This window comes from Shinella sp. OV683, from assembly GCF_057787725.1.
The window spans coordinates 185323-207742 of sequence record NZ_CM173543.1 but is presented as its reverse complement, the minus strand read 5'-3'; the positions used below and the strand labels follow the sequence as shown (position 1 = coordinate 207742).

At 59.8% G+C, this 22420-nt stretch carries 24 protein-coding genes and 1 tRNA gene; 8 read left to right on the top strand and 17 right to left on the bottom strand.

Annotation, left to right across the window (positions count from 1 at the left end; all coding sequences use genetic code 11):
- Positions 1–48: 48 nt before the first annotated feature.
- Complete coding sequence (locus ACXHRN_RS01050) at positions 49–810, bottom strand: GDSL-type esterase/lipase family protein (RefSeq protein ID WP_488639510.1); 762 nt, start codon at positions 808–810, stop codon at positions 49–51.
- An 83-nt stretch (positions 811–893) separates the two neighbouring features.
- A complete protein-coding gene (locus tag ACXHRN_RS01045) occupies positions 894–2198 on the bottom strand; it encodes a hypothetical protein (RefSeq protein WP_488639509.1) in 1305 nt (434 codons plus the stop codon).
- A 309-nt stretch (positions 2199–2507) separates the two neighbouring features.
- On the opposite strand from ACXHRN_RS01045, the gene ACXHRN_RS01040 reads away from it, so the two are divergent.
- The gene (locus ACXHRN_RS01040) at positions 2508–4376 is read left to right on the top strand and encodes a potassium transporter Kup (protein WP_488641783.1); all 1869 of its coding nucleotides are present in this window, start codon (positions 2508–2510) and stop codon (positions 4374–4376) included.
- 10 nt (positions 4377–4386) lie between these two features.
- Here ACXHRN_RS01040 and ACXHRN_RS01035 read toward each other — a convergent pair whose 3' ends face one another.
- Positions 4387–4653 (bottom strand): DUF2798 domain-containing protein, encoded by a 267-nt coding sequence (locus ACXHRN_RS01035; protein ID WP_488639508.1) that lies wholly within the window; start codon positions 4651–4653, stop codon positions 4387–4389.
- A 131-nt stretch (positions 4654–4784) separates the two neighbouring features.
- Between ACXHRN_RS01035 and ACXHRN_RS01030 the strand changes: the two genes are divergently transcribed.
- Positions 4785–5699 carry a LysR family transcriptional regulator gene (locus ACXHRN_RS01030; RefSeq protein WP_488639507.1) on the top strand — a complete coding sequence of 305 codons (915 nt, stop codon included), beginning with the start codon at positions 4785–4787 and terminating at the stop codon, positions 5697–5699.
- An 83-nt stretch (positions 5700–5782) separates the two neighbouring features.
- Positions 5783–6136 (top strand): hypothetical protein, encoded by a 354-nt coding sequence (locus tag ACXHRN_RS01025; RefSeq protein ID WP_488639506.1) that lies wholly within the window; start codon positions 5783–5785, stop codon positions 6134–6136.
- 27 nt (positions 6137–6163) lie between these two features.
- Here the strand turns inward: ACXHRN_RS01025 and ACXHRN_RS01020 are convergent, their stop codons facing one another.
- The gene (locus ACXHRN_RS01020; protein ID WP_488639505.1) at positions 6164–6475 is read right to left on the bottom strand and encodes a TFIIB-type zinc ribbon-containing protein; all 312 of its coding nucleotides are present in this window, start codon (positions 6473–6475) and stop codon (positions 6164–6166) included.
- Between the two features lie 278 nt (positions 6476–6753).
- Here ACXHRN_RS01020 and ACXHRN_RS01015 point away from each other — a divergent pair, with 278 nt between their 5' ends.
- On the top strand, positions 6754–7680 hold the full coding sequence (locus tag ACXHRN_RS01015; RefSeq protein WP_488639504.1) for a DMT family transporter: 927 nt from the start codon (positions 6754–6756) through the stop codon (positions 7678–7680).
- On the opposite strand, the gene ACXHRN_RS01010 is transcribed toward ACXHRN_RS01015, so the two are convergent.
- Together ACXHRN_RS01010 and ACXHRN_RS01005 are read right to left on the bottom strand one after the other, a co-directional pair.
- The gene (locus ACXHRN_RS01010) at positions 7677–7988 is read right to left on the bottom strand and encodes a hypothetical protein (protein ID WP_488639503.1); all 312 of its coding nucleotides are present in this window, start codon (positions 7986–7988) and stop codon (positions 7677–7679) included. The genes ACXHRN_RS01015 and ACXHRN_RS01010 overlap by 4 nt on opposite strands.
- 98 nt (positions 7989–8086) lie before the next feature.
- Positions 8087–9298 (bottom strand): mandelate racemase/muconate lactonizing enzyme family protein, encoded by a 1212-nt coding sequence (locus ACXHRN_RS01005; RefSeq protein ID WP_488639502.1) that lies wholly within the window; start codon positions 9296–9298, stop codon positions 8087–8089.
- A 166-nt stretch (positions 9299–9464) separates the two neighbouring features.
- Here ACXHRN_RS01005 and ung point away from each other — a divergent pair, with 166 nt between their 5' ends.
- Entirely contained in the window at positions 9465–10157 is a 693-nt protein-coding gene (ung, locus tag ACXHRN_RS01000; RefSeq protein WP_488639501.1) for a uracil-DNA glycosylase, read from the top strand.
- Between the two features lie 236 nt (positions 10158–10393).
- On the opposite strand, the gene ACXHRN_RS00995 is transcribed toward ung, so the two are convergent.
- Both ACXHRN_RS00995 and ACXHRN_RS00990 read right to left on the bottom strand, forming a co-directional pair.
- Complete coding sequence (locus ACXHRN_RS00995; protein ID WP_488639500.1) at positions 10394–10843, bottom strand: GNAT family N-acetyltransferase; 450 nt, start codon at positions 10841–10843, stop codon at positions 10394–10396.
- Between the two features lie 27 nt (positions 10844–10870).
- On the bottom strand, positions 10871–12271 hold the full coding sequence (locus ACXHRN_RS00990) for a phosphomannomutase (RefSeq protein WP_488639499.1): 1401 nt from the start codon (positions 12269–12271) through the stop codon (positions 10871–10873).
- 178 nt (positions 12272–12449) lie between these two features.
- Here ACXHRN_RS00990 and ACXHRN_RS00985 point away from each other — a divergent pair.
- Positions 12450–12525, top strand: a tRNA-Ala gene (locus tag ACXHRN_RS00985).
- Positions 12526–12690: 165 nt separating this feature from the next.
- A complete protein-coding gene (locus ACXHRN_RS00980; protein WP_488639498.1) occupies positions 12691–13443 on the top strand; it encodes a phosphatase PAP2 family protein in 753 nt (250 codons plus the stop codon).
- 3 nt (positions 13444–13446) lie between these two features.
- On the opposite strand, the gene ACXHRN_RS00975 is transcribed toward ACXHRN_RS00980, so the two are convergent.
- The 6 genes from ACXHRN_RS00975 to ACXHRN_RS00950 all read right to left on the bottom strand — a co-directional run bounded on the left by ACXHRN_RS00975 (position 13447) and on the right by ACXHRN_RS00950 (position 18879).
- Entirely contained in the window at positions 13447–14868 is a 1422-nt protein-coding gene (locus tag ACXHRN_RS00975) for an amidase (protein WP_488639497.1), read from the bottom strand.
- A 114-nt stretch (positions 14869–14982) separates the two neighbouring features.
- Positions 14983–16182 carry an amidohydrolase family protein gene (locus tag ACXHRN_RS00970; RefSeq protein WP_488639496.1) on the bottom strand — a complete coding sequence of 400 codons (1200 nt, stop codon included), beginning with the start codon at positions 16180–16182 and terminating at the stop codon, positions 14983–14985.
- 16 nt (positions 16183–16198) lie between these two features.
- Positions 16199–17110, bottom strand: coding sequence for a homocysteine S-methyltransferase family protein (locus ACXHRN_RS00965; RefSeq protein ID WP_488639495.1), 912 nt, complete (start codon positions 17108–17110; stop codon positions 16199–16201).
- 101 nt (positions 17111–17211) lie between these two features.
- A complete protein-coding gene (locus ACXHRN_RS00960; protein WP_488639494.1) occupies positions 17212–18138 on the bottom strand; it encodes an SH3 domain-containing protein in 927 nt (308 codons plus the stop codon).
- The gene (locus ACXHRN_RS00955) at positions 18135–18662 is read right to left on the bottom strand and encodes a hypothetical protein (protein WP_488639493.1); all 528 of its coding nucleotides are present in this window, start codon (positions 18660–18662) and stop codon (positions 18135–18137) included. The genes ACXHRN_RS00960 and ACXHRN_RS00955 overlap by 4 nt, the downstream gene beginning before the upstream one ends.
- An 88-nt stretch (positions 18663–18750) precedes the next feature.
- Positions 18751–18879: a hypothetical protein gene (locus ACXHRN_RS00950; protein ID WP_488639492.1), complete on the bottom strand. Its 129-nt coding sequence runs from the start codon at positions 18877–18879 to the stop codon at positions 18751–18753.
- A 176-nt stretch (positions 18880–19055) separates the two neighbouring features.
- Between ACXHRN_RS00950 and ACXHRN_RS00945 the strand changes: the two genes are divergently transcribed.
- Positions 19056–20564 carry a S10 family peptidase gene (locus tag ACXHRN_RS00945; protein ID WP_488639491.1) on the top strand — a complete coding sequence of 503 codons (1509 nt, stop codon included), beginning with the start codon at positions 19056–19058 and terminating at the stop codon, positions 20562–20564.
- On the opposite strand, the gene ACXHRN_RS00940 is transcribed toward ACXHRN_RS00945, so the two are convergent.
- The 3 genes from ACXHRN_RS00940 to ACXHRN_RS00930 all read right to left on the bottom strand — a co-directional run bounded on the left by ACXHRN_RS00940 (position 20561) and on the right by ACXHRN_RS00930 (position 22333).
- Positions 20561–20959: a hypothetical protein gene (locus ACXHRN_RS00940; protein WP_488639490.1), complete on the bottom strand. Its 399-nt coding sequence runs from the start codon at positions 20957–20959 to the stop codon at positions 20561–20563. The genes ACXHRN_RS00945 and ACXHRN_RS00940 overlap by 4 nt on opposite strands.
- 93 nt (positions 20960–21052) lie before the next feature.
- Positions 21053–21403, bottom strand: coding sequence for a hypothetical protein (locus ACXHRN_RS00935; RefSeq protein WP_488639489.1), 351 nt, complete (start codon positions 21401–21403; stop codon positions 21053–21055).
- A gap of 156 nt (positions 21404–21559) precedes the next feature.
- Entirely contained in the window at positions 21560–22333 is a 774-nt protein-coding gene (locus tag ACXHRN_RS00930) for a KilA-N domain-containing protein (RefSeq protein WP_488639488.1), read from the bottom strand.
- Positions 22334–22420 lie beyond the last annotated feature (87 nt).

The window sequence follows — 22420 nt, the reverse complement described above, 5'->3', positions numbered from 1 at the left end:
GATATCATAGAGATTGCCGGCGCGTTAAGAAATTGCCTCCAAATCTCATCAGCGAGCCGGCTGGTCCCTCATCATCGTCTTGAAGACCACGTCATAGCCGTCGCGCTTGAAATGCCCGAAATCGTCGGCGTAATTGGCACAGCGCGACCCGATCATGGATGCCGCACTCGCATTGGCAACCTCGACCGGACGATCATACTGCCCGCAGGTCATTTCATCAGCATCGACCTCGAAATAGTGCAGATAGGCCAGGTCGCGGCTCCACGCCTTGACTTCGGCATTGACGGCAAGCCGGTCCTTGTCGCGGAACCGGAAATCGATCCCACGCGGCGGAATACCCATGACATCAACCCCTGCTTCCGGCCATTTCCGATGCGTCGATGTCACCACGGATTTGATGCCGGCTGCGATCGCGCATGCCGGCATGTAATCATGCGTCAGGTTGTTGGTACCGATGAGCACGAACACACGACTCGGCTTGAGCGCCGGCACCGCAAGCTGCTTGAGCTCCCAGAGCACATTCTGGCTTTCGGCACCGCCGACACCGATATTCCAGATGTTGTCGGTCTTGAACTGCTTGACGGCCATATCGTGCGGCCAGAGCGCCACAAGCGAGTCTCCGAGCAGGATCATCTCTGCCCGGGCGGGGATATTGCTGAGCAAGGCCGCAGTTCTCTGCAGGCCGCGCGGGTACTGATAGGGCACCGCGTCGGTCGCCACCTGCACGGCAAACCCGCTGCATTCCTCGGCGCGCGCACCAAGAGATCCCAGCAGCACGATGAGTGCAGCGAACGCAATCCTTCCAAGCAAATGAAGCCCCTCCAATTCACCCGTTTGCGACAAAAACAAAGTTCGCGACACAGATCAACGGAGCGGTTATCGCAGCCGACGTCTTATCGATCCAACACGGCGAAGTACTTTGCGCCTGCCTCGGTCAACAACGGTCTTGCATCCTTCAACGGAACGGTCGCGAGATCCGTCGTGCAGGCGAAGATAACGTGCGGCAAGCCTTTGAACGTGAACACCATGTCCGTGTCGGTGAAGTAGACGCTGAGATTGGTGCGAATGAGATCGTCGATACCGCAATCGCTTTTCATCGATGCGTCGATGCTGGCGTCGAGATGGCTGGTGATGAACTTTGCCAGTTCGTCATTGGGTCCGAAGGTGAGCGAAGATTGATCTTCGACCGTTGCCGGATCGACGATCGCGCCATCGGTATTGGTCGCGACCCATCCCCGCAGCAATTGTTCCGCAACCAGTGCCTGACCGGTCTTCGCATCGACAAGGTGTTGATTGGCAAAATTGTCGGGATAAGCGCCACCGCAGTAATAGCTGCCGCTCTCGACAAAACCCACGAGACGCGTGCTGAAATGCTCGACGGTGACAATTGCCCCACCTTCTTCATATCCGGTCGTGCCTTGGCCGCCGAATCCACCCCAGTCGAAGCCGAGATAGGCTGCGGCAAGGCACTCAAAAGCCGGCAACGAGAACTGCAGGCGCTGCTGCAGGAGATAGGCATTCAGCGGCGCGGGATCCTCGCCGCCGAGTTTCAGCACGGTCGGATAGGCAAGGCCTGTCCGCGTGTCCTCGTCCGTCCGATAGGCGATATCGCCCAAGTTGGTGACGGCACCTTCCTTGAAGGGCCGCTCGAGTTTGATGAAATCGTAGGGCAGTTGCGCTGGGGTGAAGATCGGCGGGTTGCCGGTGCCATAGACATAGGTCGGGTCGATCGTTTCGAGCCCGGTCATGCCGTTGTCCGATAGCGTGCGCCTGGCTTTCAACGCCAGCTTGACCGGCAGCGACTTACCACTTTCCTTGTCGCGCCAGATGCCGGACAGTCCCTGATCATCGGCCCTCAATGTCCACTCGGCAGCGATCGGTGCAGCCTCGACCGTCTGGTCCCCTGTCTTGCAGAGTTTCTCCGTGCAGGGCTTTTCCTCTTCCAGCGTGAGGCCACACCCGGCAAGCCTGGTGCCATGCAACGGAATATCCGCCGCCTTGGACATGTAGGCGTAGCGACCAACAAAGGTGTCGCCTTCTCGCGGAGCTCCCATCTCGACAATGATCGGCAGCTTGCCGATCGTACCGGTGTAGGTCGCCGCATCGGCGTCATTCGCCAAGCCGCTGCATTCCTCAGCACGCACACCAGAATATCCCAGCAGCGCGATAACTGCCGCAAACGCGATCTTTCCAAGCAAGTAAAGACCCCCGAGTTCCTCTGCCTGCGACAGAAGCAAACTTCTCCACCTCGGTCAACCAAGCGATTGTCCAAGCTCCGCCAGCGCGTGGAGACGCCTTGCAGGATTGATCTTTATGGAATCTTTATGCGGTACATCATTTGCACATATGGAATCTTTATACATGATGCTTTACGCGAGATAGCTGCGTGGCAAGCTGGGTGCTTGAGCCGCGCTGTTTGATCGTGGAGCGTATTCTGCCCGCCCCTCGTGCTTCCTAGGAAACCCTTGTTGACTGGTACACATTCCGCCCACCCGCATAAGAACCACATGTCGGTAAGAAGGCTGGCGGCATTGTCGCTCGGATCGGTCGGCGTCGTCTATGGCGACATCGGCACCAGCCCGCTCTACGCGTTCCGCGCGGCGTTGCGCCCGGTGGCAGGCGACGGCATAGACCGGGCAGAGGTGATCGGGCTGGTCTCGCTGATGCTGTGGACGCTGACGATCATCGTCACCGTCAAATATGTGTGCTTCCTGCTGCGGGCCGACAACAAGGGCGAAGGCGGCACACTGGCGCTGCTAGCCTTGCTGTCAAATCAGGTTTCCGATCGTCGCCGCGGCATTCTCCTTGGGCTCGGCCTCCTCGGTGCGGCGCTGTTTCTCGGCGATGCTATGATCACGCCGGCGCTCTCCGTGCTTTCCGCCGTCGAGGGGCTGAAGCTGGTCGCGCCGGAATTGTCCCGTTTCGTGATCATCATATCCGTCGTTATCCTCGTCGGGCTGTTTGCAGTGCAGGCGCGCGGCACGGGCGCTGTCGCCAAGGCCTTTGGACCGATCATGCTGGTCTGGTTCATGGTCATGGGGCTGGGCGGCCTGGCGCACATCGCCGATGATCCGAGGATTTTTGCAGCGTTCAATCCGTGGAACGCAGTCTGGTTCGTCTTCAATGGCGGCTGGGCTGGTTTCGTCGTCCTGGGCGCCGTGTTCCTGACCGTGACCGGAGCCGAGGCACTCTATGCCGATCTCGGCCATTTCGGCCGGCGGCCGATCCAGTGGGCATGGTTCGTGGTGGTCTTTCCCTCGCTGGCGCTCAATTATCTCGGCCAGGGTGTGCTGGTGCTCAAGGATCCGTCCGCGGCCAGCGATCCGTTCTTCCTGATGTTTCCGGATTGGGCAGTGCTGCCGGTCGTCATTCTTGCAACGGCGGCAACCGTCATCGCCAGCCAAGCCGTCATTACTGGCGCCTTCTCGCTCACCCAGCAGGCCATGCATCTCGGCTTCCTGCCCCGCATGGAGGTAACGATCACCTCCATTGCCAACACCGGCCAGATCTATTTGCCGGGCATCAACACCGTGCTGCTGTTCGGCGTCATGCTGCTGGTGCTGGTTTTCCAGACGTCGGACTCGCTGGCAACGGCCTATGGCATCTCGGTCACAGGCGCGATGGTGGTGACGACGGCAATGTTCTTCGATTTCGTCCGCTTCCAATGGAAGTGGTCCCTGGCACTCAGCCTCGCCGTGGTGTTGCCGCTGGCTGCGCTGGAGTTCGTCTTCCTGTCAGCCAACCTGCTGAAAATTCATGACGGCGGCTATGTGCCGATCATGATCGCCGCGCTGATGGTGACCGTGATGTGGACCTGGCGCCGGGGCGCAGCCATCATTGCGGCGAAGGCAAAACGCGAACACATTCCGCTACGCGATTTCATCCCTTCGCTGGAGCGAAAAAGCGCCCATGGGCCGCATCGCGTGCCGGGCACGGCGATCTTCCTGACTTCCCAGCCGGAATCCACGCCGCCCGCGCTGCTGCATAATCTCAAGCACAATCACGTGCTGCACGAAAATAACATCATCCTGACGATCAAGACAGAAAGCACACCGACAGCGGCGGCCGAACAACGGGGAAAAGTCGAGAAACTTTCCGACGGGTTCTCGATCGTCACGCTGACATTCGGCTTCATGGAAGAACCGAATATCAGTCACGCCCTGGCGCGCATGCGTAGGGACGGTTTGAAGTTCGACATCATGACGACCTCCTTTTATGTCGGGCGCCGCAAGATCATTTCCGATGCCAATTCCGGAATGCCCGTATGGCAGGATCGCCTGTTCATCTCGCTTGCCTCGGCCGCAGCCGATCCGTCGGATTATTTCAGGCTTCCCGCCAATCGCGTCGTCGAACTCGGCAGTCAGGTTTCTGTTTAGCGGACATCTCTCACGCCATGCGGACGACCAGCTTCACCAGCTTCAGCACCGCCGGCCGGATGGCGAGCACGATGACGAAGGCCGAGGGAAAGGCGATCTGCCAGACTTTCAGCACTTGGCCGACATAGCCCCCTCCGAGACCAAAATTGGCCGCGGTGATGATCATGCACATGAAGAATGACATGAACAGCGCCATGAAGAAGGCAAAGACGATGGGTGTGCTGGATGCCGGCAGCTTGTAGCCGGGCCGTGCGGCCTGTGCGTATTGATTGTCCATGGAACGATCTCCTGAAATGGTTGCCCTGATTGGCTGGCCCCTACATACGCAGCCCTCACTCATTAGAGTAGATCTTCGTTGCTTTTTGCATTAGTAAGAGATTCTATCGAATGGACCCCGCAAGGTGAGCTTTGGACCGGCTTCGCTGCATTGAAAGTTTCGTGACCACGGTTGAGGAAGGCTCGATTGCCGCCTCAGCCCGCAAACTGGGCGTCACACCCGCTGCCGTCAGCCAGAATATCCGCAAGCTGGAAGACAATCTTGGCTCGCGCCTGCTGATCCGCACGACGCGCAAGATCAGCCTCACCGAAAGCGGCAAGGTCTATTTCGACCGCACTCGTCCACTGGTGCGGGAGCTTGAGAACGCCGGCCGGGAAATCTCGGTGATGCAAGGGGATATTTCAGGGCGATTGCGGATATCGGCAACGCTTGCCTTTGGCCGGCATGTCATTGCGCCGCTGATTCCTCGGTTTGCCGAGCTTTATCCGAAAATCGCCGCAGAACTCATCCTCACCGATCGGGGCGTCGACCACATCGCCGAGGAAATCGATGTCAGCATCCGCTTCGAGCGACTGCTCGAGCCCGGGCTTGTCGCCCGCAAGATCGCCAATGTGCCGATGACGCTTTGCGCCTCTCCGGACTATCTGGCGCGACGCGGCAGGCCGCACAGGCTGGAAGAACTCCTCGATCACAATTGCTTGTTCTACCGCTTTCCGCATGACGGCAGGGTCTGGAAGTGGCGCTTCGAGATCGATGGTGAACAGCGGGAGCCGGACATCAAGCCGCTGATCGTCACCAACGATGTTGATGCGCTCGCGGAAATGGTGCTCTCTGGCGCGGGAATTGCCCGGCTCGGTACATTCATCGTCGGGCCTTATCTCAAGTCCGGCCAGCTGGTGCAGATGTTCAGCCAGCCCGGCGGCGAAATGTTCGATCCCGAGCCGTGGGATTTCTATGCCTGCGTCCAGGACCGGCATGCGCGAACGCCGAAGGTCCGTGCCTTCATCGATTTCGTGGTAGCGGCGCTGAAACCTGAATGGGGTTAAGCTGGTCGGCGTTCGTCATTAATTTTCCGTTATGCCCAATCATGTAAGCGATCAGGACCAGTACCGGACGGAAGGAAAATCAAATGAAGCGCATCATCGTTGCCATCGCCATGGCCTTGATCACATCAGCAGCACTAGCAAATCCGGTGCCGGTGACCAACACGACCAAGCGCCCCTACAAGGAATCGAAGATCTACTGCAACGACGCGATCCTGCGTCCGTCCGAGGGCGAAAACGTCGCCTGCTACAATCACGACGCCTGCTATTCCGATCCTCAGGGCAGAAGCCGCGCCGATTGCGACGACGGCTATCTCAGCGACATGCGCAGCGCGGGCCTCGCGACAAGTGGTTACCTGAAATACAAGGCGCTGCGCAACTGGGGCAAGGCAGCCTGGGAGCGCTGCCGCGAGCACGACAAGCGTCAGGCGGCGAAGTGACCGCCTGACACACACCTTCTCATTCGATCAGTCGAACAGTTCTTCGAAGAACGATTTCTTGCGCTTGGGATAGCCGTGCCCATAGGAATCATGATGCGGCTTGCCATAGGCCTGCTGCGGATACTGCTGCTGGCCATATTGTTGCGGTGGCGGCGCCGAAGGCTGCTGTTGGGCAGCCATCTCCTTGCTGCCCCGCTCGATGATCTTGTCGAGCTCGCCGCGATCGAGCCAGACACCGCGGCATTGCGGGCAATAATCGATCTCGACGCCCTGGCGCTCGCTCATCACAAGCGCAACGTTGCAGGACGGGCACATCATACCGAGATGGGGGGAATTCATTTATGGACCTCCAAACGATTAATTGGACATGAGCCCGCGATCATTCGTTTGCATGCGGGCCCTTTTGATGCGATCCGACATCACTGTTGCCTGGAGCAACAGCCAGAGGGGCCCGGTCCGCAGACCAACAGCTAGGGAGTGGCCAAGGCGATTTCAAGGCGGCCGCACGCGGAACCCTCCAGACAATTTCATGTTGTGCCGGAACGACCGATGTCGCGAAAGGGGAGACATCGCAGCGAATCTTGATAGAAGGTGAGCACCTTACCTGGGGGATCATCTTGCAGAACCGCGCCACGCTCGGGATCATCTATCTCTGTCTCGGCATTTTGATCTTCTCGCTGCAGGATGCCATCATCAAGGCGGTCTCCGGCGGCTATCCGCTTACCGAAGTCGTGTCGATCCGCTGCCTGGTGTCGGCGCCGATCCTGCTGGTGCTGGTGCATTTCGAGGCGGGATTGCCAGCCCTTATGGCAGGCGAATTTCGCGCCCTGATGGGCCGCTCCTTCCTGATGCTGATGGCCTACACGACCTACTATATGGCCTTTCCCGCGCTGCCGCTCGCCGACGCAGTAGCGCTCTATTTCACAGTTCCACTGTTTGCACTGGCGCTTGCCGCTCCCATGCTCGGGGAAACGATCGGCTGGCGACGGATCACGGCGGTGCTGGTCGGCTTCATGGGCGTGGTTGTGATGCTGCGGCCGGGCGCGGGGCTTTTCGAACCGGCCGCGCTGCTGTCGCTGTTTTCGGCATTCACCTATGCAACGGCCATGCTGATCGCCCGCAAGATCGGCACCAACACCACGGCGTCGGTCATGGCCTTCTATCAGAACGGCATCTATCTGCTCGGAGCGCTGGCGATTGCGGGCTTCTTCCAGCTCACCGGCATTCACCACGCCAGCCACAAATCCATCGAGTTCCTGGTACGAGCCTGGGTCTGGCCTGATGTCACCGACCTCTTGCTGATCGGCTCCTGCGGCGTCATCGCCGCCATCGGCATGACGCTCCTGACCCACGCCTATCGCATTGCCAAGGCCAGCGTCGTCACTTCGTTCGAATATACCGGCATGCTCTGGGCGCCGCTCTGGGGCTTTCTGTTTTTCGGCGAGATCCCCTATATCACCACGATCGCAGGTGCTGTGCTGATCATCACCGCAGGGCTATTTGCACTGTCTTCGCCAGCGGCGCGGGAAAACAAGAAGACCTAGCCCCTTTTCCGTCGCGACCGCCGCCGGGCCTCGATCTTGCGTTCAATGTAATAGATCGCAGACACCGTCGGTCGGCGCAAGAACATGATATCCTTGGCAAGCAGCAGCAGGCCGAGCGGCACCATCCAGAAGCCGAGGATCGGCAGGAAGCCGAGAAAACCGAAGAACACCAGCAGCACGCCTGCGATCAGCCGCAGCCAGCGCAGTTCGGGTTTGCGCAGCCATGCGATAAACCGGGCCAGCCATGACGGCAAGCGCTCAGAATAGCGGTCGATGATCCGGTCCAGCCGATCTGCATCGCGTTGCATGTATTTCCTTCTTCGTCCTCGGCGCATCAGCGCGTCGCACCAAGAGATGGCGCTGCGAGACGGTCATTTCCAGTCCCGCATGGCCCAGACGGCCAGCCTCAGCCGCCGATCACCTGCTCGACCATGCCGAGATGCAGCAATTCGCCCTCCCATGGATGGGCATCGCAGACATCCTCGTTGAGTTCCACGCCGAGCCCCGGCTCCTTGGATGGAATGACATGGCCATCCTGCCATTCGATCTTCTTCTTCAACAGCGTCTCGTGGAAACCGTCGAATTGCTTGATCGCCTCAAGGATCAAAAAATTCGGCAGCGTCGTGGCCAGCTGGATATTGGCCGCCGCGACGATCGGCCCGCAATAGCAATGCGGCGCGACCTGGATGTGGAAAGCCTCGGCCATAGCGGCGATCTTCTTGGTCTCGAGGATGCCGCCGGAGCGGCCGAGATCGGGCTGCAATATGGAAGCGGCGCGATGCTCGATGATCCGCGCAAACTCCCACTTCGTCGTCAGACGCTCTCCGGTCGAGATCGGGATCGACGTGCCACGCGCCACCTCCGCCATCACCTCGGGCATGTCGGGCGGCACGGGCTCCTCGAACCACAGCGGATCGTATTTTTCCAGCGCTCGCGCCATGCGCAACGCACCCGATGCGGTGAACTGGCCATGGGTGCCAAACAGGATATCGGCGCGGGTGCCGACCGCCTCGCGCACCGCCTTCACCATGCGTTCGGACAGGTCGATATCGATCAGCCGCGGCTGGTGGCCGTCATAGATCGTGTAGGGGCCGGCCGGGTCAAATTTAATCGCGTTGAAACCCTCGGCGAGATATTCGAGCGCGCAGGCTGCCGCCATGTCAGGATCGTTATAGACGCTTCTGCCCTCGATCTCCGCCGGCACGACCGAACCGCTCTTGGGATAAAGGTAGGTGTAGGTGCGAAGCTTCTCATGCACCTGCCCGCCCAGCAGCTTGTAGACCGGCTGGCCGGCTTCCTTGCCGATAATGTCCCAGCAGGCCATTTCCAGCGCCGACACGCAGCCCATCATAGTGATGTCGGGCCGCTGCGAAAAGCCGGAGGAATAGGCGTTGCGGAAGAATGTCTCGATGTCGTGCGGATCGCGGCCGACCAGATAGCGCGCTGCGCAATCCTCGATCAGCTTGGCCGTCAGATGCGGATCGAAGGTCGCGTTATAGGCCTCACCATACCCCACGACATTGCCGTCGGTGGTCAGCTTGACGAAAATGAAATAACGGCCGCCCGCGCCCGGCGGCGGATTGCCGACAACCCAGGTCTTCACATCGGTAATTTTCATAGTATCCCCTCGCACAACATGGCGTCAGTCATAGCGATTTTCGTGAGCGATGGCGCGTGTATTCCCGTCGCAATTGCGACGGATTTTGGCTGGCCCTGTGCATAAACCAAAGAGGAGCTTGCGATCGGGCTGTGTATCGGTTTCCCTTCCACCGAAGGAGACGCCAATGCCCGACACCGCAATCAAGCTCGAAGACAGCTGGAAACAGGCGCTGGCCGACCAATTCTCAGCACCCTACATGGCAAACCTGAAATCCTTCCTGCAGGCCGAAAAGCAAGCCGGCAAGGTGATCTTCCCCAGAGGTTCGGAATATTTCCGCGCACTCGACCTGACACCGCTCGGCGAGGTGAAGGTCGTCATCCTTGGCCAGGATCCCTATCATGGCGACGGACAAGCGCATGGCCTGTGCTTCTCGGTGCAGCCGGGAGTCAGGATCCCACCCTCACTGGTCAATATCTATAAAGAAATGCAGTCCGATCTCGGCATTCCACCGGCGCGTCATGGCTTTCTCGAACATTGGGCCAAACAGGGCGTGCTGCTACTCAACAGCGTGCTGACGGTCGAGCGCTCGCTGGCTGCCTCGCATCAAGGCCAGGGCTGGGAAAAATTCACCGATGCGGTGATCGCGCGTGTCAACGAACAGCAGACGCCCGCCGTCTTCATGCTCTGGGGCTCCTATGCGCAGAAGAAGGCAGCCTTCGTCGATCAGAGGAAGCATCTGGTGCTGAAGGCACCGCATCCCTCCCCGCTCTCGGCGCATAACGGCTTCTTTGGCTCGAAGCATTTCTCCAAAGCCAACGACTTTCTCAAAGCCCATGGCATCGAACCGATCGACTGGCAGTTGCCCGCCACAGTGTAGCAAGTCGGTGCGAAGCGACGTGCTAGAAAACTTCACCACGACTATTTTGTTGGAGCGCGGCACCCTCCACACCGTCATTCCTGTGCTTGTTACAGGAATCCAGCGCGCTCAAGTCTTTGAGCGCAAAAGACTCTTTGGCGGCGCAGACGCGCCGATGGTGGATTCCTAGGACAAGCCTAGGAATGACGGGGATAGATTTGCGCTTGTCGAAACTGACCCCAAGTCTTTTGCAGCTGCTAAAGCACCACGCTATACCGAATGAACGGATCGCGCTTGTTGTAGGTGTCGTAGAGCCCTTGCGCCGTCTTGTTGTCCTCGGCGGTGATCCAGTAGACCGACGCCCAGTCCTTCTGCTTGCCGAGCGCGATCATGTCGTCGATCAGTTGCCGCCCGATGCCGAGCCCGCGCGCGGTTGGGCTGACGAACAGGTCTTCGAGATAGCAGACCGGTCGCGTGTCCCACGTCGTCAGATGCGTGTGGTGATGGGCAAAGCCGACCATATTGCCGCCGACAAATGCCACGCGCGCATTGAGCAGGTTCATCGGATCGAGGATGCGCGCCCATGTGTTCATGGTGATATCAGGCGCGATCTCCACCTTGTAGAAAGTGAGATAGCCCTCCCAGAGCGGCATCCACTCCGCAAGATCCCCCGCCCGTGCGTCGCGGATTTCGGCAATTGTCGTCATTCGTCCCCTCCCCCGAAGATATTCCTATCAAAACTGCAGTGCGAGCTTGGCGATCAACTCCGACAGCAATCGCTCGGTGCCTGCCTGCGTTCCCGTCTCGACATAGATGCGCATTTCCGGCGCATTGCCGGACTGACGAAAATGCACCGTGTCGCCGTTGGCGAACGACATGCGCACCCCGTCCAGCGTTGCAATCTCGACCGGCGACGCGATGCGGGAATCGAATTCGGCACGGAAATCGGCCGATGTTTCGATCTGCTCGAGGAAAAGCTTGGCATTTTCTGCCGAGACATCCTTGACGCGATCCGCCTTCATGAAGCGCGAAGGCAGCGTGGCTGCAAGCGCCGAAAGGCTCTTGCCTTCGGCCTTGGCCAACACCAGGCAGGCAACCGCCGGCAGCACGGCATCGCGGGTCGGCAGGCGGGTCAATTTGCCATTGGCAAGCGTGATATCGTCCTCAAGCAGGAAGCCGCCATTGGCCTCGAAACCAACCACCGGATGCAGCACCGCCTCTGCCATGCCGGCCACCACATAAGGCGAGCCGATGCGCGTGCGCTCGATCGTCTCAAACCAGCCGGATTGCTCGATGGCGCTGGTCGAGGAGAGCGGCGTCACCACGGTTTTCGCGCCGATCGCCTTGGCCGTCAGCACGCCAAGCACGTCGCCGTTGATCTGCCGTCCCTTGTCATCGATCACCAGCGGCCGGTCGCCATCGCCATCGGTGGAGATGACCGCATCCAGGCCAAGCTCTTCGATCAGTGCCCGCGAACGGGCGATATCGTCAGCATCAAGCGCCTCGGTATCGACGGCGACAAAGCGCTCGACGCGGCGAAACGAATGGATCTCGGCACCGAGGCCTTCGAAGATCTGCACCATCAGGTCGCGGCCAACGGCGGAATGCAGGTCGATGCCGATCTTCAGCCCCGACAGCGCAGCGGCGCCGAAGGCGGAGACGTAGCGGCGGACATAATCCTCCGCAACGGCTGCCAATGGTGCGCCGGGCGCGATCGCAGCGGCCTTGCGGTCCTCTGCAATGATCTGTTCGGCGCGAACCCGCACCGGTGCCTCGTCTTCCTTGAGGAACTCGCCATCCGGGCGATAGAACTTGATGCCGTTATAGGTCTCGGGAATATGGCTGCCGGTGATCATGATCGCCGGCGCATTGCGCGCCATCGCATAGGCGGCGACCGCCGGCGTCGGCACGGTGCCCGCCCAGACCGGCTCCCAGCCAAGCGCCTTGACCGCTGCCAGGCACTGGCCGGCTATGCGCGGGCTCGAATCCCGCAAGTCGGCGGCAACATAGGCCACCCGGCCCGGCGTCTGGCCGGCGCATCTCTCCAGAAAGGCTGTGATATAAGCCGTGCAGACGCTTTCAGTGAAATCCGTCGCCGGACCACGAAGTCCAGATGTTCCAAATGCAGCTGCCACGCGTCGTCCCTCTTGTCTGATCGTGATGAGCCAGAGCATTAACCGAATTATACCGCGATGCAAAACAAACATGCCCCGCTTGGTAAATTCGATCCCGGCCGTGATTTTAGGGTCGCACCGAATTGAAGTTTTATCGGGACGTGCTATCTAAATGCTGTGCCGTTTAAAAGGCGCATGTGGGGCCATAGCTCAGCTGGGAGAGCGCTACGTTCGCAATGTAGAGGCCGGCGGTTCGATCCCGCCTGGCTCCACCAAATATATCCTTTGCGACCAGACACTTGCCAATACATCGAAGCACTGCTTTTCTGACACGATTGGACGTTAATCGATGCAGTGGTTAGACGTCTGCGGACATCGGCGATGCCTCGCCGCAGCCGTGCCTATCCATATCCATAGCCCGATAAAGCCAGGAAAACACATTGCTCGAACGCGTCTCGTCTTTCGCCACGTCCCTCAAGGATCGGGCCCGAAGCTCTGAACCTCTTGCCTGGATGGCCTTCGGCGTCGCATCCATCGGTCTGTTCATCTTTGTACGACTGATGGATGAGACGCTTGAGGGCGAAACGCGGCATTTTGACGAAGCCATCCTGCGCGCGCTTCGCCAACCCGGCGATCTCGCCGTGCCGATCGGGCCGTCTTGGGTCACCCACGCCTTGACCGACATTACCAGCCTCGGCGGCACCACCGTGCTGACGCTGATGACGGCGCTGACCATCATCTTCCTGCTGCTCTCGAAACGCACCTCGACGGCGGTCTTCCTGCTGATCGCCGTGGCCGGCGGTTGGCTCGTCAGCAACAGCCTCAAGCTGGGGGTCGCGCGGCCGAGGCCGGATATCGTCCCGCATCTCGTCGAGGTCCACGATCTCAGCTTCCCCAGCGGCCATGCCATGCTGTCGGCGGTCACCTATCTGACGCTGGCGGCCCTGCTGTCACGGACGCAGGCCAGCCAGACGATCCGCATCTATTTCATGGTGGTCGCAGTTTTCCTGACGCTTTTGATCGGCATGAGCAGGGTGTTTCTCGGCGTCCACTATCCCACCGACGTGATCGGCGGCTGGTGTGCGGGCGCCGCCTGGGCAAGTGCCTGTTGGCTGGTCGCCAGGATATTCCTGCGCCGGGAGAACGTCTCCCTGGTTGAAGACGAAGCGCCAGTGCCGAACGACAAGAGCTAGATTCTACCGAACAGCGGGCTCACGTGTCAGCCAGTCTGTCTGCGCCTCGTAAGCGGCAGCCATATGCAAAACGGCGCGATCTGCCTGCGGCCGGCCGATGATCTGAATGCCGGCTGGAAGTCCATTTGTCCCGAAACCGGCAGGCATCGCCGCCACCGGCAGTCCCGCCATTGTCGGGCCGATCACCACTTCCATCCAGCGATGATAGGTGTCCATCGCCCTGCTTGCGATTTCCTTTGGCCAATGCATTTCGGCATCGAACGGGAACACCTGCGCCGACGGCAGGACCAGGAAATCGAAACGCTCGAACAGGCCAAGCAGATAGCGATACCAGTCGCTGCGGATCACCGAGGCCGCATAGACCTCCGCCGCCGACAGTCGTTGGCCGTTTTCGATCTCCCAGATCATTTCGGGTTTCATCAAGGCGCGCTTGGCGGGATCGGCGTAATCAGCGGCCTGCCCGCCCGCCACCAGAAAATGCCTGAGTGTCCGCCAGCCCTGCCAAAGCCGATCCATAGGGAAGCCACTCGCCACAGGCTCGACCTTTGCCCCCATGGCGGAGAACGTATCGAGCGACGACGCGCAAAGCTCCAGCACCCCAGGCTCAAAGGGCAGATAGCCATCGTAATCACCCAGCCAGCCGATCCGCATGCCGGAGACATTCGGTGCGGACTCCAAGGCAATATCCTCGGTCGGCAGAGATTGCGGGTCGCGCGGATCGCGGCCGGCCTGGATGGCGAGCAGGGCAGCGACATCACCCACCGACCTGCCCATCGGACCATTGACCGCCAGCTGACCGAGAAAAAGCTCGTTGCCAAGCCCCGGCACCCGCCCGAAGGACGGCCGGAAACCCACGACGTTGTTGAAACCGGCAGGATTGCGCAGCGATCCCATCATGTCACTGCCGTCGGCAAGTGGCACCAATCGGGCCGCCAGCGCGGCCGCCGCACCGCCGCTCGAACCGCCGGCGCTTTTCGCAAGATCATAGGGATTGCGGGTGATGCCGAAGACCGGATTGTAGGTGTGCGACCCCAGCCCCATTTCCGGGGCGTTGGTCTTGCCGATGATGATGGCCCCGGCAGCCCGAATGCGTTCGACATGGATATCATCGAAATCGGGAATAAAATCCGCGTAGATCGCCGAACCATAGGTGCAGAGCAGGTCCTTGGCCTCAGACAGGTCCTTGATCGCAAACGGAAAGCCATGCAGGAAACCACGTGAGCGCCCTTCATCTAGCGCGCGATCGGCATCTGCTGCTTCCGCCATCAGCGCATCCGCATCCCTCAGGCTGACGAGTGCGTTGATCTTCGGATTGATGGCTCCGATGCGCTCCAGATAGGCCTGCATGACAGCTTGGCAGGAGATTTGGCGGGCATGGATTGCGGCGGACAGTTCAACGGCGGACAAGCTGGTTATGTCACTCAAGGCAGGCTCCCATTTGATTCCACCGAGACTAGAGCGGTTCGGGCTTGGGGATCAATGGGGCGAGTGCTTTCGAAACCCTTGCACCGCCCTTCAGTACCTTGGCGCCATTGATCGTCAGCGTATCACGGCGCCGTTCTGCGCGACGAGCTTGCCGGCCTTGTAGACTGAACGTCCCTTGGGAACCGCCACGACCGCTTCCGGCACATGCTCGGCTGCCAGCGTCACGAAGTCAGCCCTTGAGCCCACCATGATACCATAGCCTTCCAGCCTCAACGCCTTGGCACCTGCCTCAGTCACCACATCGAATGCGCTTGCCAGTTCCTCATCGGTGTAGAATCCCGAGCGGTAGCCGATCATCATGGCACGGCCCAACATGTCGCCATCGCGGTAGGGCCACCAGGAATCGCGGATATTGTCGCTGCCGCTGAACACCGAGACGCCGGCCGACCGCAACAGTGCCACCGGTGGGAAATTGTGATTGCCCGGCGCATTGGTCATGATGGAGACGCCGCTGGCAGCAATCAGGTCGGCGGCCTTTTTGGCGGCATCGGGCGGCAAGTCGCCGAGACCATAGGCATGGCTGACCGCCACATGTCCGCCCATGCCGAGCGCCCTGGTGCGTGCACAGATTTCCTCGATGGTGAACAGCCCGAGCGTGCCGGCATCGTGCAAATGGATATCGATATCGACGCCACGCTTTTCGGCAACGCCGAACACAACATCGAGGTGACCATTGACATCCCTGTCGAAACTGCCGGGATCGAGACCACCGACGACATCGGCTCCCAGCGCGATTGCTTCATGCAGCAGCGTTGGCGTGCCGGGGCTCTTGAGAATACCGCTTTGCGGGAAGGCGACGAGCTGGATATCGATCAGTCCACGATATTCTTCGCGCACTGCCAAAATGGTTTCGAGCGATTTCAGCCCGACCGAACCATCGACCATCACGTGGCTGCGCATCGCGGTACTGGCATTGGCGATGCAGAGATCGAGCTGATTGCGTGCGCGCTCTGCCATCGGTGCTGCCTGAGCCAAATTCTCGGCCAGGAAGGCAACGCGTTCATGCACGTCGAAACCATTGGTGCAGGGCTTATGTGGAATCCATTTGTCGCCGAAAAAGCTCGTATCGAGATGGATATGCCCCTCGACGAAACCGGGCACCAACAGCGCACCACCGAGATCGATGGTGGCCGGTGCACCCGTTACCGAGCCGGCTGGCGTGATCGAGACGATCCTGCCGCCCGCCACGCCGATATCATTGAGCGATCCGTCAGCCAGCTTCGCCTGTGTGAAAAGTGTCTCGATCCCGCTCACGGAAATCTCCCAATCGCTACATATCGCCGCGCAAAGCATGTGCCAGCCGCTGGATATGCGCAGCGCCGATGCCGCAGCAACCGCCCACCATCGTGGCCCCGGCTTCGACCCAGCCGCAGGCAAAGCGCGAATAGTGATCCGCCGTCAAGTCTTCGCGCGTGTCATGCAGCGTTTCGTTGGCCGCGCCATCCGTTTCCGGCTCGAAGGCATTGGCATAGACGCCAATCTCGATCTGCGAATCGTGTTTCCTGAAAACATCTGCGGCTGCCGTGACAGCGGCCCGCATCACTTCGGGCCGACTGCAATTGAAAAGCAGGGCTTCCACACCCGAACCTGCCGCCCAGGCGGCGGCGTCCGATACAAGCTCACGCGAGCGAAGCCTTGGCGCGCTTGTGTCCGTTACCTCGGCGTCGTCAGCAAGCGTGAACGAAATCCACAACGGTTTGCCGGTCGCGGCGACCGCGACCCGTGCCGCTTCTGCCTCGGCAATCAGGCTCAGCGTTTCGCCCAGCCAGACATCGACGTAGGGCGACAATTCGCGAACCAGTACAGACAGGTAATCCTGTACCCGCGCCGGATCGAAAAGCTGTGGCTCGTAGGAACCGAAAATCGGCGGCAGCGAACCGGCCACCAACACCTTGCGGTCGGTGCGGGCATCGGCAGCCTGCCGTGCCAGCTTGCCGGACAGCGCAATCAGCGACGCCCCCTGCGACTGGAAACGCTCCTCGCCGATATGGAAGGGCACGAGGGCATAGCTGTTGGTGGTGATGACATCGGCACCGGCATCGATGAACTCGGCATGCACTTGGCCGACGATCTCGGGCTTTTCGATCAGGGCGAGCGCCGACCATTCAGGCTGCCGCAACTCGGCACCGAGACGAATAAGTTCCCGGCTCATGCCGCCATCGAGGATGCGTATCTTGCCCATCAGGCCCTCCAAATCAACCAACCTTTTCAAACAAGTATCGGATGAAGGACGTCGGTGCAATTGCGAGGCGGGAGTGCTGACCTGTGGATAGCAGATCAGCTTCAGCTACAGTTGGTCGCCTGGTTGGAGCAGATGCCACGCCACCAGCCGACTACGCCATTGGTGTTTTCTGTCAGTGCCCAGTTGGCGGAACAGGCAAGCAATGTCTTCAGCGTGCCATCGATCGACAACCTGTCGCCGGGAGCGGCGTCCTTCGGCACGAAGGCCGCGGCGTCGATATTGGGCGCCTGCAGCAGCCAGCCCTGCGGCATCTCGGTATTGGCATAGGCTGCCAGAACCTCTGATGTCTTCACCCAGCCGCGCCCGGCATAGGAAGGCTTCTGGCCCGGCTTCGCTTCCTCATAGGGCGCACCCGGCTCCTGTGCGTCGTCGATCAGGAACCAGCCGTGCTGATAGCCGATCACAGTGAATTCGGCATGCCAGCCCTCGGCCGGCGAAACCTCGCTCTTCGGATCCAGATAGGGCGGCGCCAGAGATCCGAGCACTTCGGCCTTATCAGCAGGTGCAGCACGAACGTCCAGACCCTTGCCATCCCTGTCCGCCGACCACCCATAGATCAGGCAGAGCGTGGTACCGGTCGGAAGGTCCTTGGTCGTTGCTGCAACAGTCTTGCGCACCGCCCGGTGATAGTCCTCGTTGGCATCCGTGGAGAGATCGGTGGCGGGGCGCGGGCCGAACGTGCCGGAGACGAAGACCAGTTTTTCACCTTCCTGGCGAAGCTTTGCGGTCACCACATAGCCGGGGTCAAGTGCGCTGCCAGGGGTCGCGATATCATTGGCGCCTTTCGGAAATGCCGCGAGGTAGCCCGCCATCGCACTGTAATCGATGCGATAGACCTGGCCTGCGACATAGCCGGCCGGCACCAGCGCCTCGGCCTTGACCTGCCAATCCGCTTCACCGGCAAACGAAGGGACCGGACAAACCAACGCACCAAGAATGAGCGCCAAAACAGCTTTGCGAGGGGTCATTTGCAGCCCGCCAGAATGAAGGCGTCAAAAGCCCCGCGGTCCGGATTGGCCTTGACGAAAGCCTCAGATGTGAGCAACGATCGACCGAAATCACTCAACAAGAGTGCCTTGGGTGCGAGCATATCAGCATTTTCCAGTAGTCCGGCACTCTGCGTTCCCAGTGTAAAGACATTGCCTGTCCACAGCCAGCAAGCCCCACCTTCGGCATCCTCATTAGCGCCGCATGGTCGGGTGATTTCGCCATCCGGCCGCGCATTGCTGCCGGCATTCCAGGTGATGTCGCCGGCAAACGCATCCTTTATGCCAGGCAGGTGTAGCTCAAACAGGCCCGTCGTCAGGGTATTGTCGACCGCAGTGTCCTTGGGTCGGAACTGCATTTCGGCCCCGGATTTTTCCTCACGGTAGGAGGCATGATCAAGCCGACATTCCCCGGCGAAGGCAGCCTGAGCGGTAAAAAAACTGAGCGCCATGACGGCAGCGACACGACGAAGCGTCAGCACAAGGCCTTCTTGAAAGCAGGTCATTGTCGACGCGACAAGACATATGCAGCTTCAACGTTTGGCCACAACGAGAAATTCGCTGAGTTCGAGACAGTTCCGGCGAAGGCGCGGGCTAGCCGATCATTGCTTCCAGCAGCTGGAAGGCGCTCATGGCGGCGACCATCAGGATGGCAGCGAAGGCAATCGTCAGCAGCAGGGAGAAGTTTGGCGGTCGGTCCGTGTGTTGGGTTTTCAAAGTCATGGCATTCACCATCACGCTATTATGATGATCATATATAGTGTCGATCCGCATAAGATATCGATTGGAATGGCGCGATCGACCCATAAGGAAAACATAAAGCCGGCCGCGCTCAAATCTTGGACACAATTCTACGGCCAGTTGGATGCTACCAGAATTGCCCGCATGAGGACCCGCCCGTGAAAATCAGCCGACTGCTTCCCGCCCTTGCCGCCATCGCCCTGCTCGCGGGCCCACTGCATGCCCAGGAAGGCGAGCAGCAGCCAAGCAGCACTGCCGAGAGCGGCATCTTCAGCATGCTGCCGGCGGATTCGGTCACCCAGCATATCCTCAAGACCGCCAAGCGTGCACTGCCCTACACAGCCACGGCCGGCACACTCGACCTCCGCGGCCAGGACGGCTCGATCTCGGCCAAGGTGTTCTACACCGCCTATGTCGCCAAGGACGGTGGCGCTGATCGGCCGCTGGCCTTCGTCTTCAATGGCGGGCCGGGCGCCGCCTCGGCCTATCTGCATCTCGGCATCATCGGCCCGAAGATCCTCAATTTTGGTCCCCAGGGCAACAACGCCACCACGCCGATCCTCACCGACAATCCCGACAGTTGGCTCGATTTCACCGATCTGGTGTTCATCGATCCGATCGGCACGGGCTGGAGCCGGGCGACCAGCGAGGACAAGGCCAAGGGTTACTATGGCGTCAAGCAGGATGCCGAAACGCTCGCCAAGGTGATCACCCTCTATGTGCAGCACAACAATCGGCTGGCATCGCCGAAATATCTGGTCGGCGAAAGCTATGGCGGCTTCCGCGCTGCCAAGGTGGCGACGGCGCTGAAGGACAGCCAGGGCATCCTGGTCTCCGGCATCATGATGTTGTCGCCGCTGATCGAGGCAAAGCTGATTTTTGGCGCGACGGACTATCCGCTTGGCGCTGCCCTGCAATTTCCCTCGCTAGCGGCCGCCGAACTGGAACGCAGGCACGCTTTCAGCGAGGATGCGGTCGCGAGCGCCGAGCACTTCGCCATGACCGATTACCTCGTGTCACTGGCCGGCCCCCAGCCAACGGGCGAGGCGGCCAATGCCTTTTACGCCCGCGTCGCAAAGCTGACCGGCATCCCGGAGGCCGCCGTTGCCAAGGCGCGCGGCTTTGTCGGCGATCTCTACGCCAAGAATGTCGAAGCGGCATCCGGCAAGATCGTCAGCCCCTATGATGCCGGCTACGTGGCGCCCGACCCCTATCCCGACGCCACCTTCGATCGCGGCGAAGATCCCGTGCTCGACGGCTTCACCCGTGCCTACGGGCCGGCATTTGCCAGCTATGCCAAGAACGATCTCGGCTATCCCTGCGAGATGACCTATTCGCTGCTAAACACCGAGGTGAACCGCAAGTGGGACTGGACGGACGGCAATTCCGGCACGCGCGCCGATGCCGGCGTCGATGATAATATCCGCATCCTGCTGTCGACCATCCCGTCCTTCCGGCTGATGGTGGCGCATGGCTATAGCGATGTGCTGACGCCCTACGGCGCCAGCAAATATGTGCTCGACCACCTGCCGCCGACGCTCGCAGACGGGCGCGTGGCGCTGAAACTCTATCGCGGCGGCCACATGTTCTACACCTCGGAGGCGTCCCGTCTGGCAGCCACGAAGGACGCACGCGACTTCTTCACCCATGCGCCCAAGCTGGACTAGGCGGCGCGACGATAGGCAAAGCTCCGGCCGCCGTCTGCGCTCGACACCAGCCCCATGCGATGCAGTGACGCCAGCACGCTGGTGACGGCGGGGCGCACCTTCTGGCCCTGCCTGAAGCGCGAAGAGATGGCCGATGCGTCGAGCGCACCGCCGGCTCCGATCAGGGTATCGATGACCAAACCCGTCTGCGCCACGTCGTCGCCGGTGGGATAGGATGGCTTGGGGCCGGATGCCACGAGTTCGACGGGCGTGCCGAGATCAGCCTCGAATTGCTCGGCCTTCTCCTTTTCCGAACCGAAGCGCGGGATCTGGTAGTCGGGCCTCAGCCAGCGGACCAGACCGCGCTTTTCCTCTGCCGCCCACTCCTTGTTGAGCGCCACGAGTCGGGCGAGCACCTCCTCCTCGGGCAGGTCGGCAACCACAGCAGAAATGGATGAAACGTGCGCTGCAGAAATAGTCAGGTGCCGCTTGCTGACTTTGAGGATCGATTAGCGGACGCCGCCGACGTTACCTAATGGATTTTGATGGAGATATTGAGGCACGACACAAATGATCCCGCCGACATAGTTCTCATTGAGGGGATAAAACGTAGGCTCAATCCGGAACAGTTCTTTGAGGACGTTCAGGCCCTTAACGTCGGAAAGGGCAAATCTTCGCCAACGGTTTCGTTCCAGCGGCTTTGCTGGATTTAGTACCTGAAGGCCCTCAAGCAGTACGTTCCCGTCATCTGTCTTCCAGACAATATGCGGGTTGAATTTTCGGAACTGGATGTCCTTGTCGTAGCGAAGCTCAATAACCTGCCGTTCCGCAATCGCTGCGCATATCATTTTTTGATGCATGCTTCCCTCCCCAAAAGGAATCCGCACGTGAACATATTTCAATCAGCACGAATAATTATATTCAAACACACAACTATCAGACTGTTTTGCGGGCCGCGGCCATGGGTGCGAACGGAGATTGGATTGGGAAGGGCGGGCCTAAGCCCGCCTTTCGTCTCATACTAGCTTAGTCTGCCTATTCTGGCGGTCTTGTTCAATCGCCGACTTGATTGATTGGGCTGCAAGTCGGGTTTCAGTTTTCAGTGCCGGATACCCGTTTGCATCTTGTCCATCAATACGTTCGACTGCCAACGCCTCGGACGCCATAGTATATGCCAATTCGCTGATCGACATCTTGTCGCGAACGTTAGCTTTCTTGGGAAGCTTCCGTCTTTCGCGGATTTCAGAAGCGGTGCCACCAAAAAGAGCTTTGTAGGTCTCGTTCGTGCAGTTCGCGTACTCATACCACTCCCTTACGCCGCGCTCTTGAAGAGTGTCGGTGTAATTCCGCCGGACTTGTTTGCCGATCTCGCGGTGTCTGTCAAAGGCCTTGTCCCGCCTTGCTTTGTTTTCCTGGATCTCAGCTACAAGCGTCTCATCGCCTGCTTTAAACCTTAAGAAGACGTCACGAATCTCGACAGCCAACGCAGGTGAAAGATAGGCCGCATACCCGAGTGCAAGGTTTTCGTCCGCCCACGTCCCACCTGAGTCTCCTCTTTTGGTGGAGTAGACGGACTTCATTTCCTCTTTTGTCCAAAGTCCGGATTTTCCAGACTTTCGACGCAACAATGCGGAAACCTCCTTCTGGGCGCTTGGGAGGGCAATCCAGTCGGTGGGTTTTTGATTCTTTGAAAACCCCGCCGCATCGTAGATATCGTTTAGGCAAACTAGCCCATTCTCATCCACGCGAATACGCGCGCTTTTAAACATCATTACCTTCATTTCCGACATTCGACATAAACCTTTCGTTATGTCTTTATGCGGAAGGCTAGAAACCTCTTGACATTCGAATCGGCCCCACTACATAAATGCCATGTG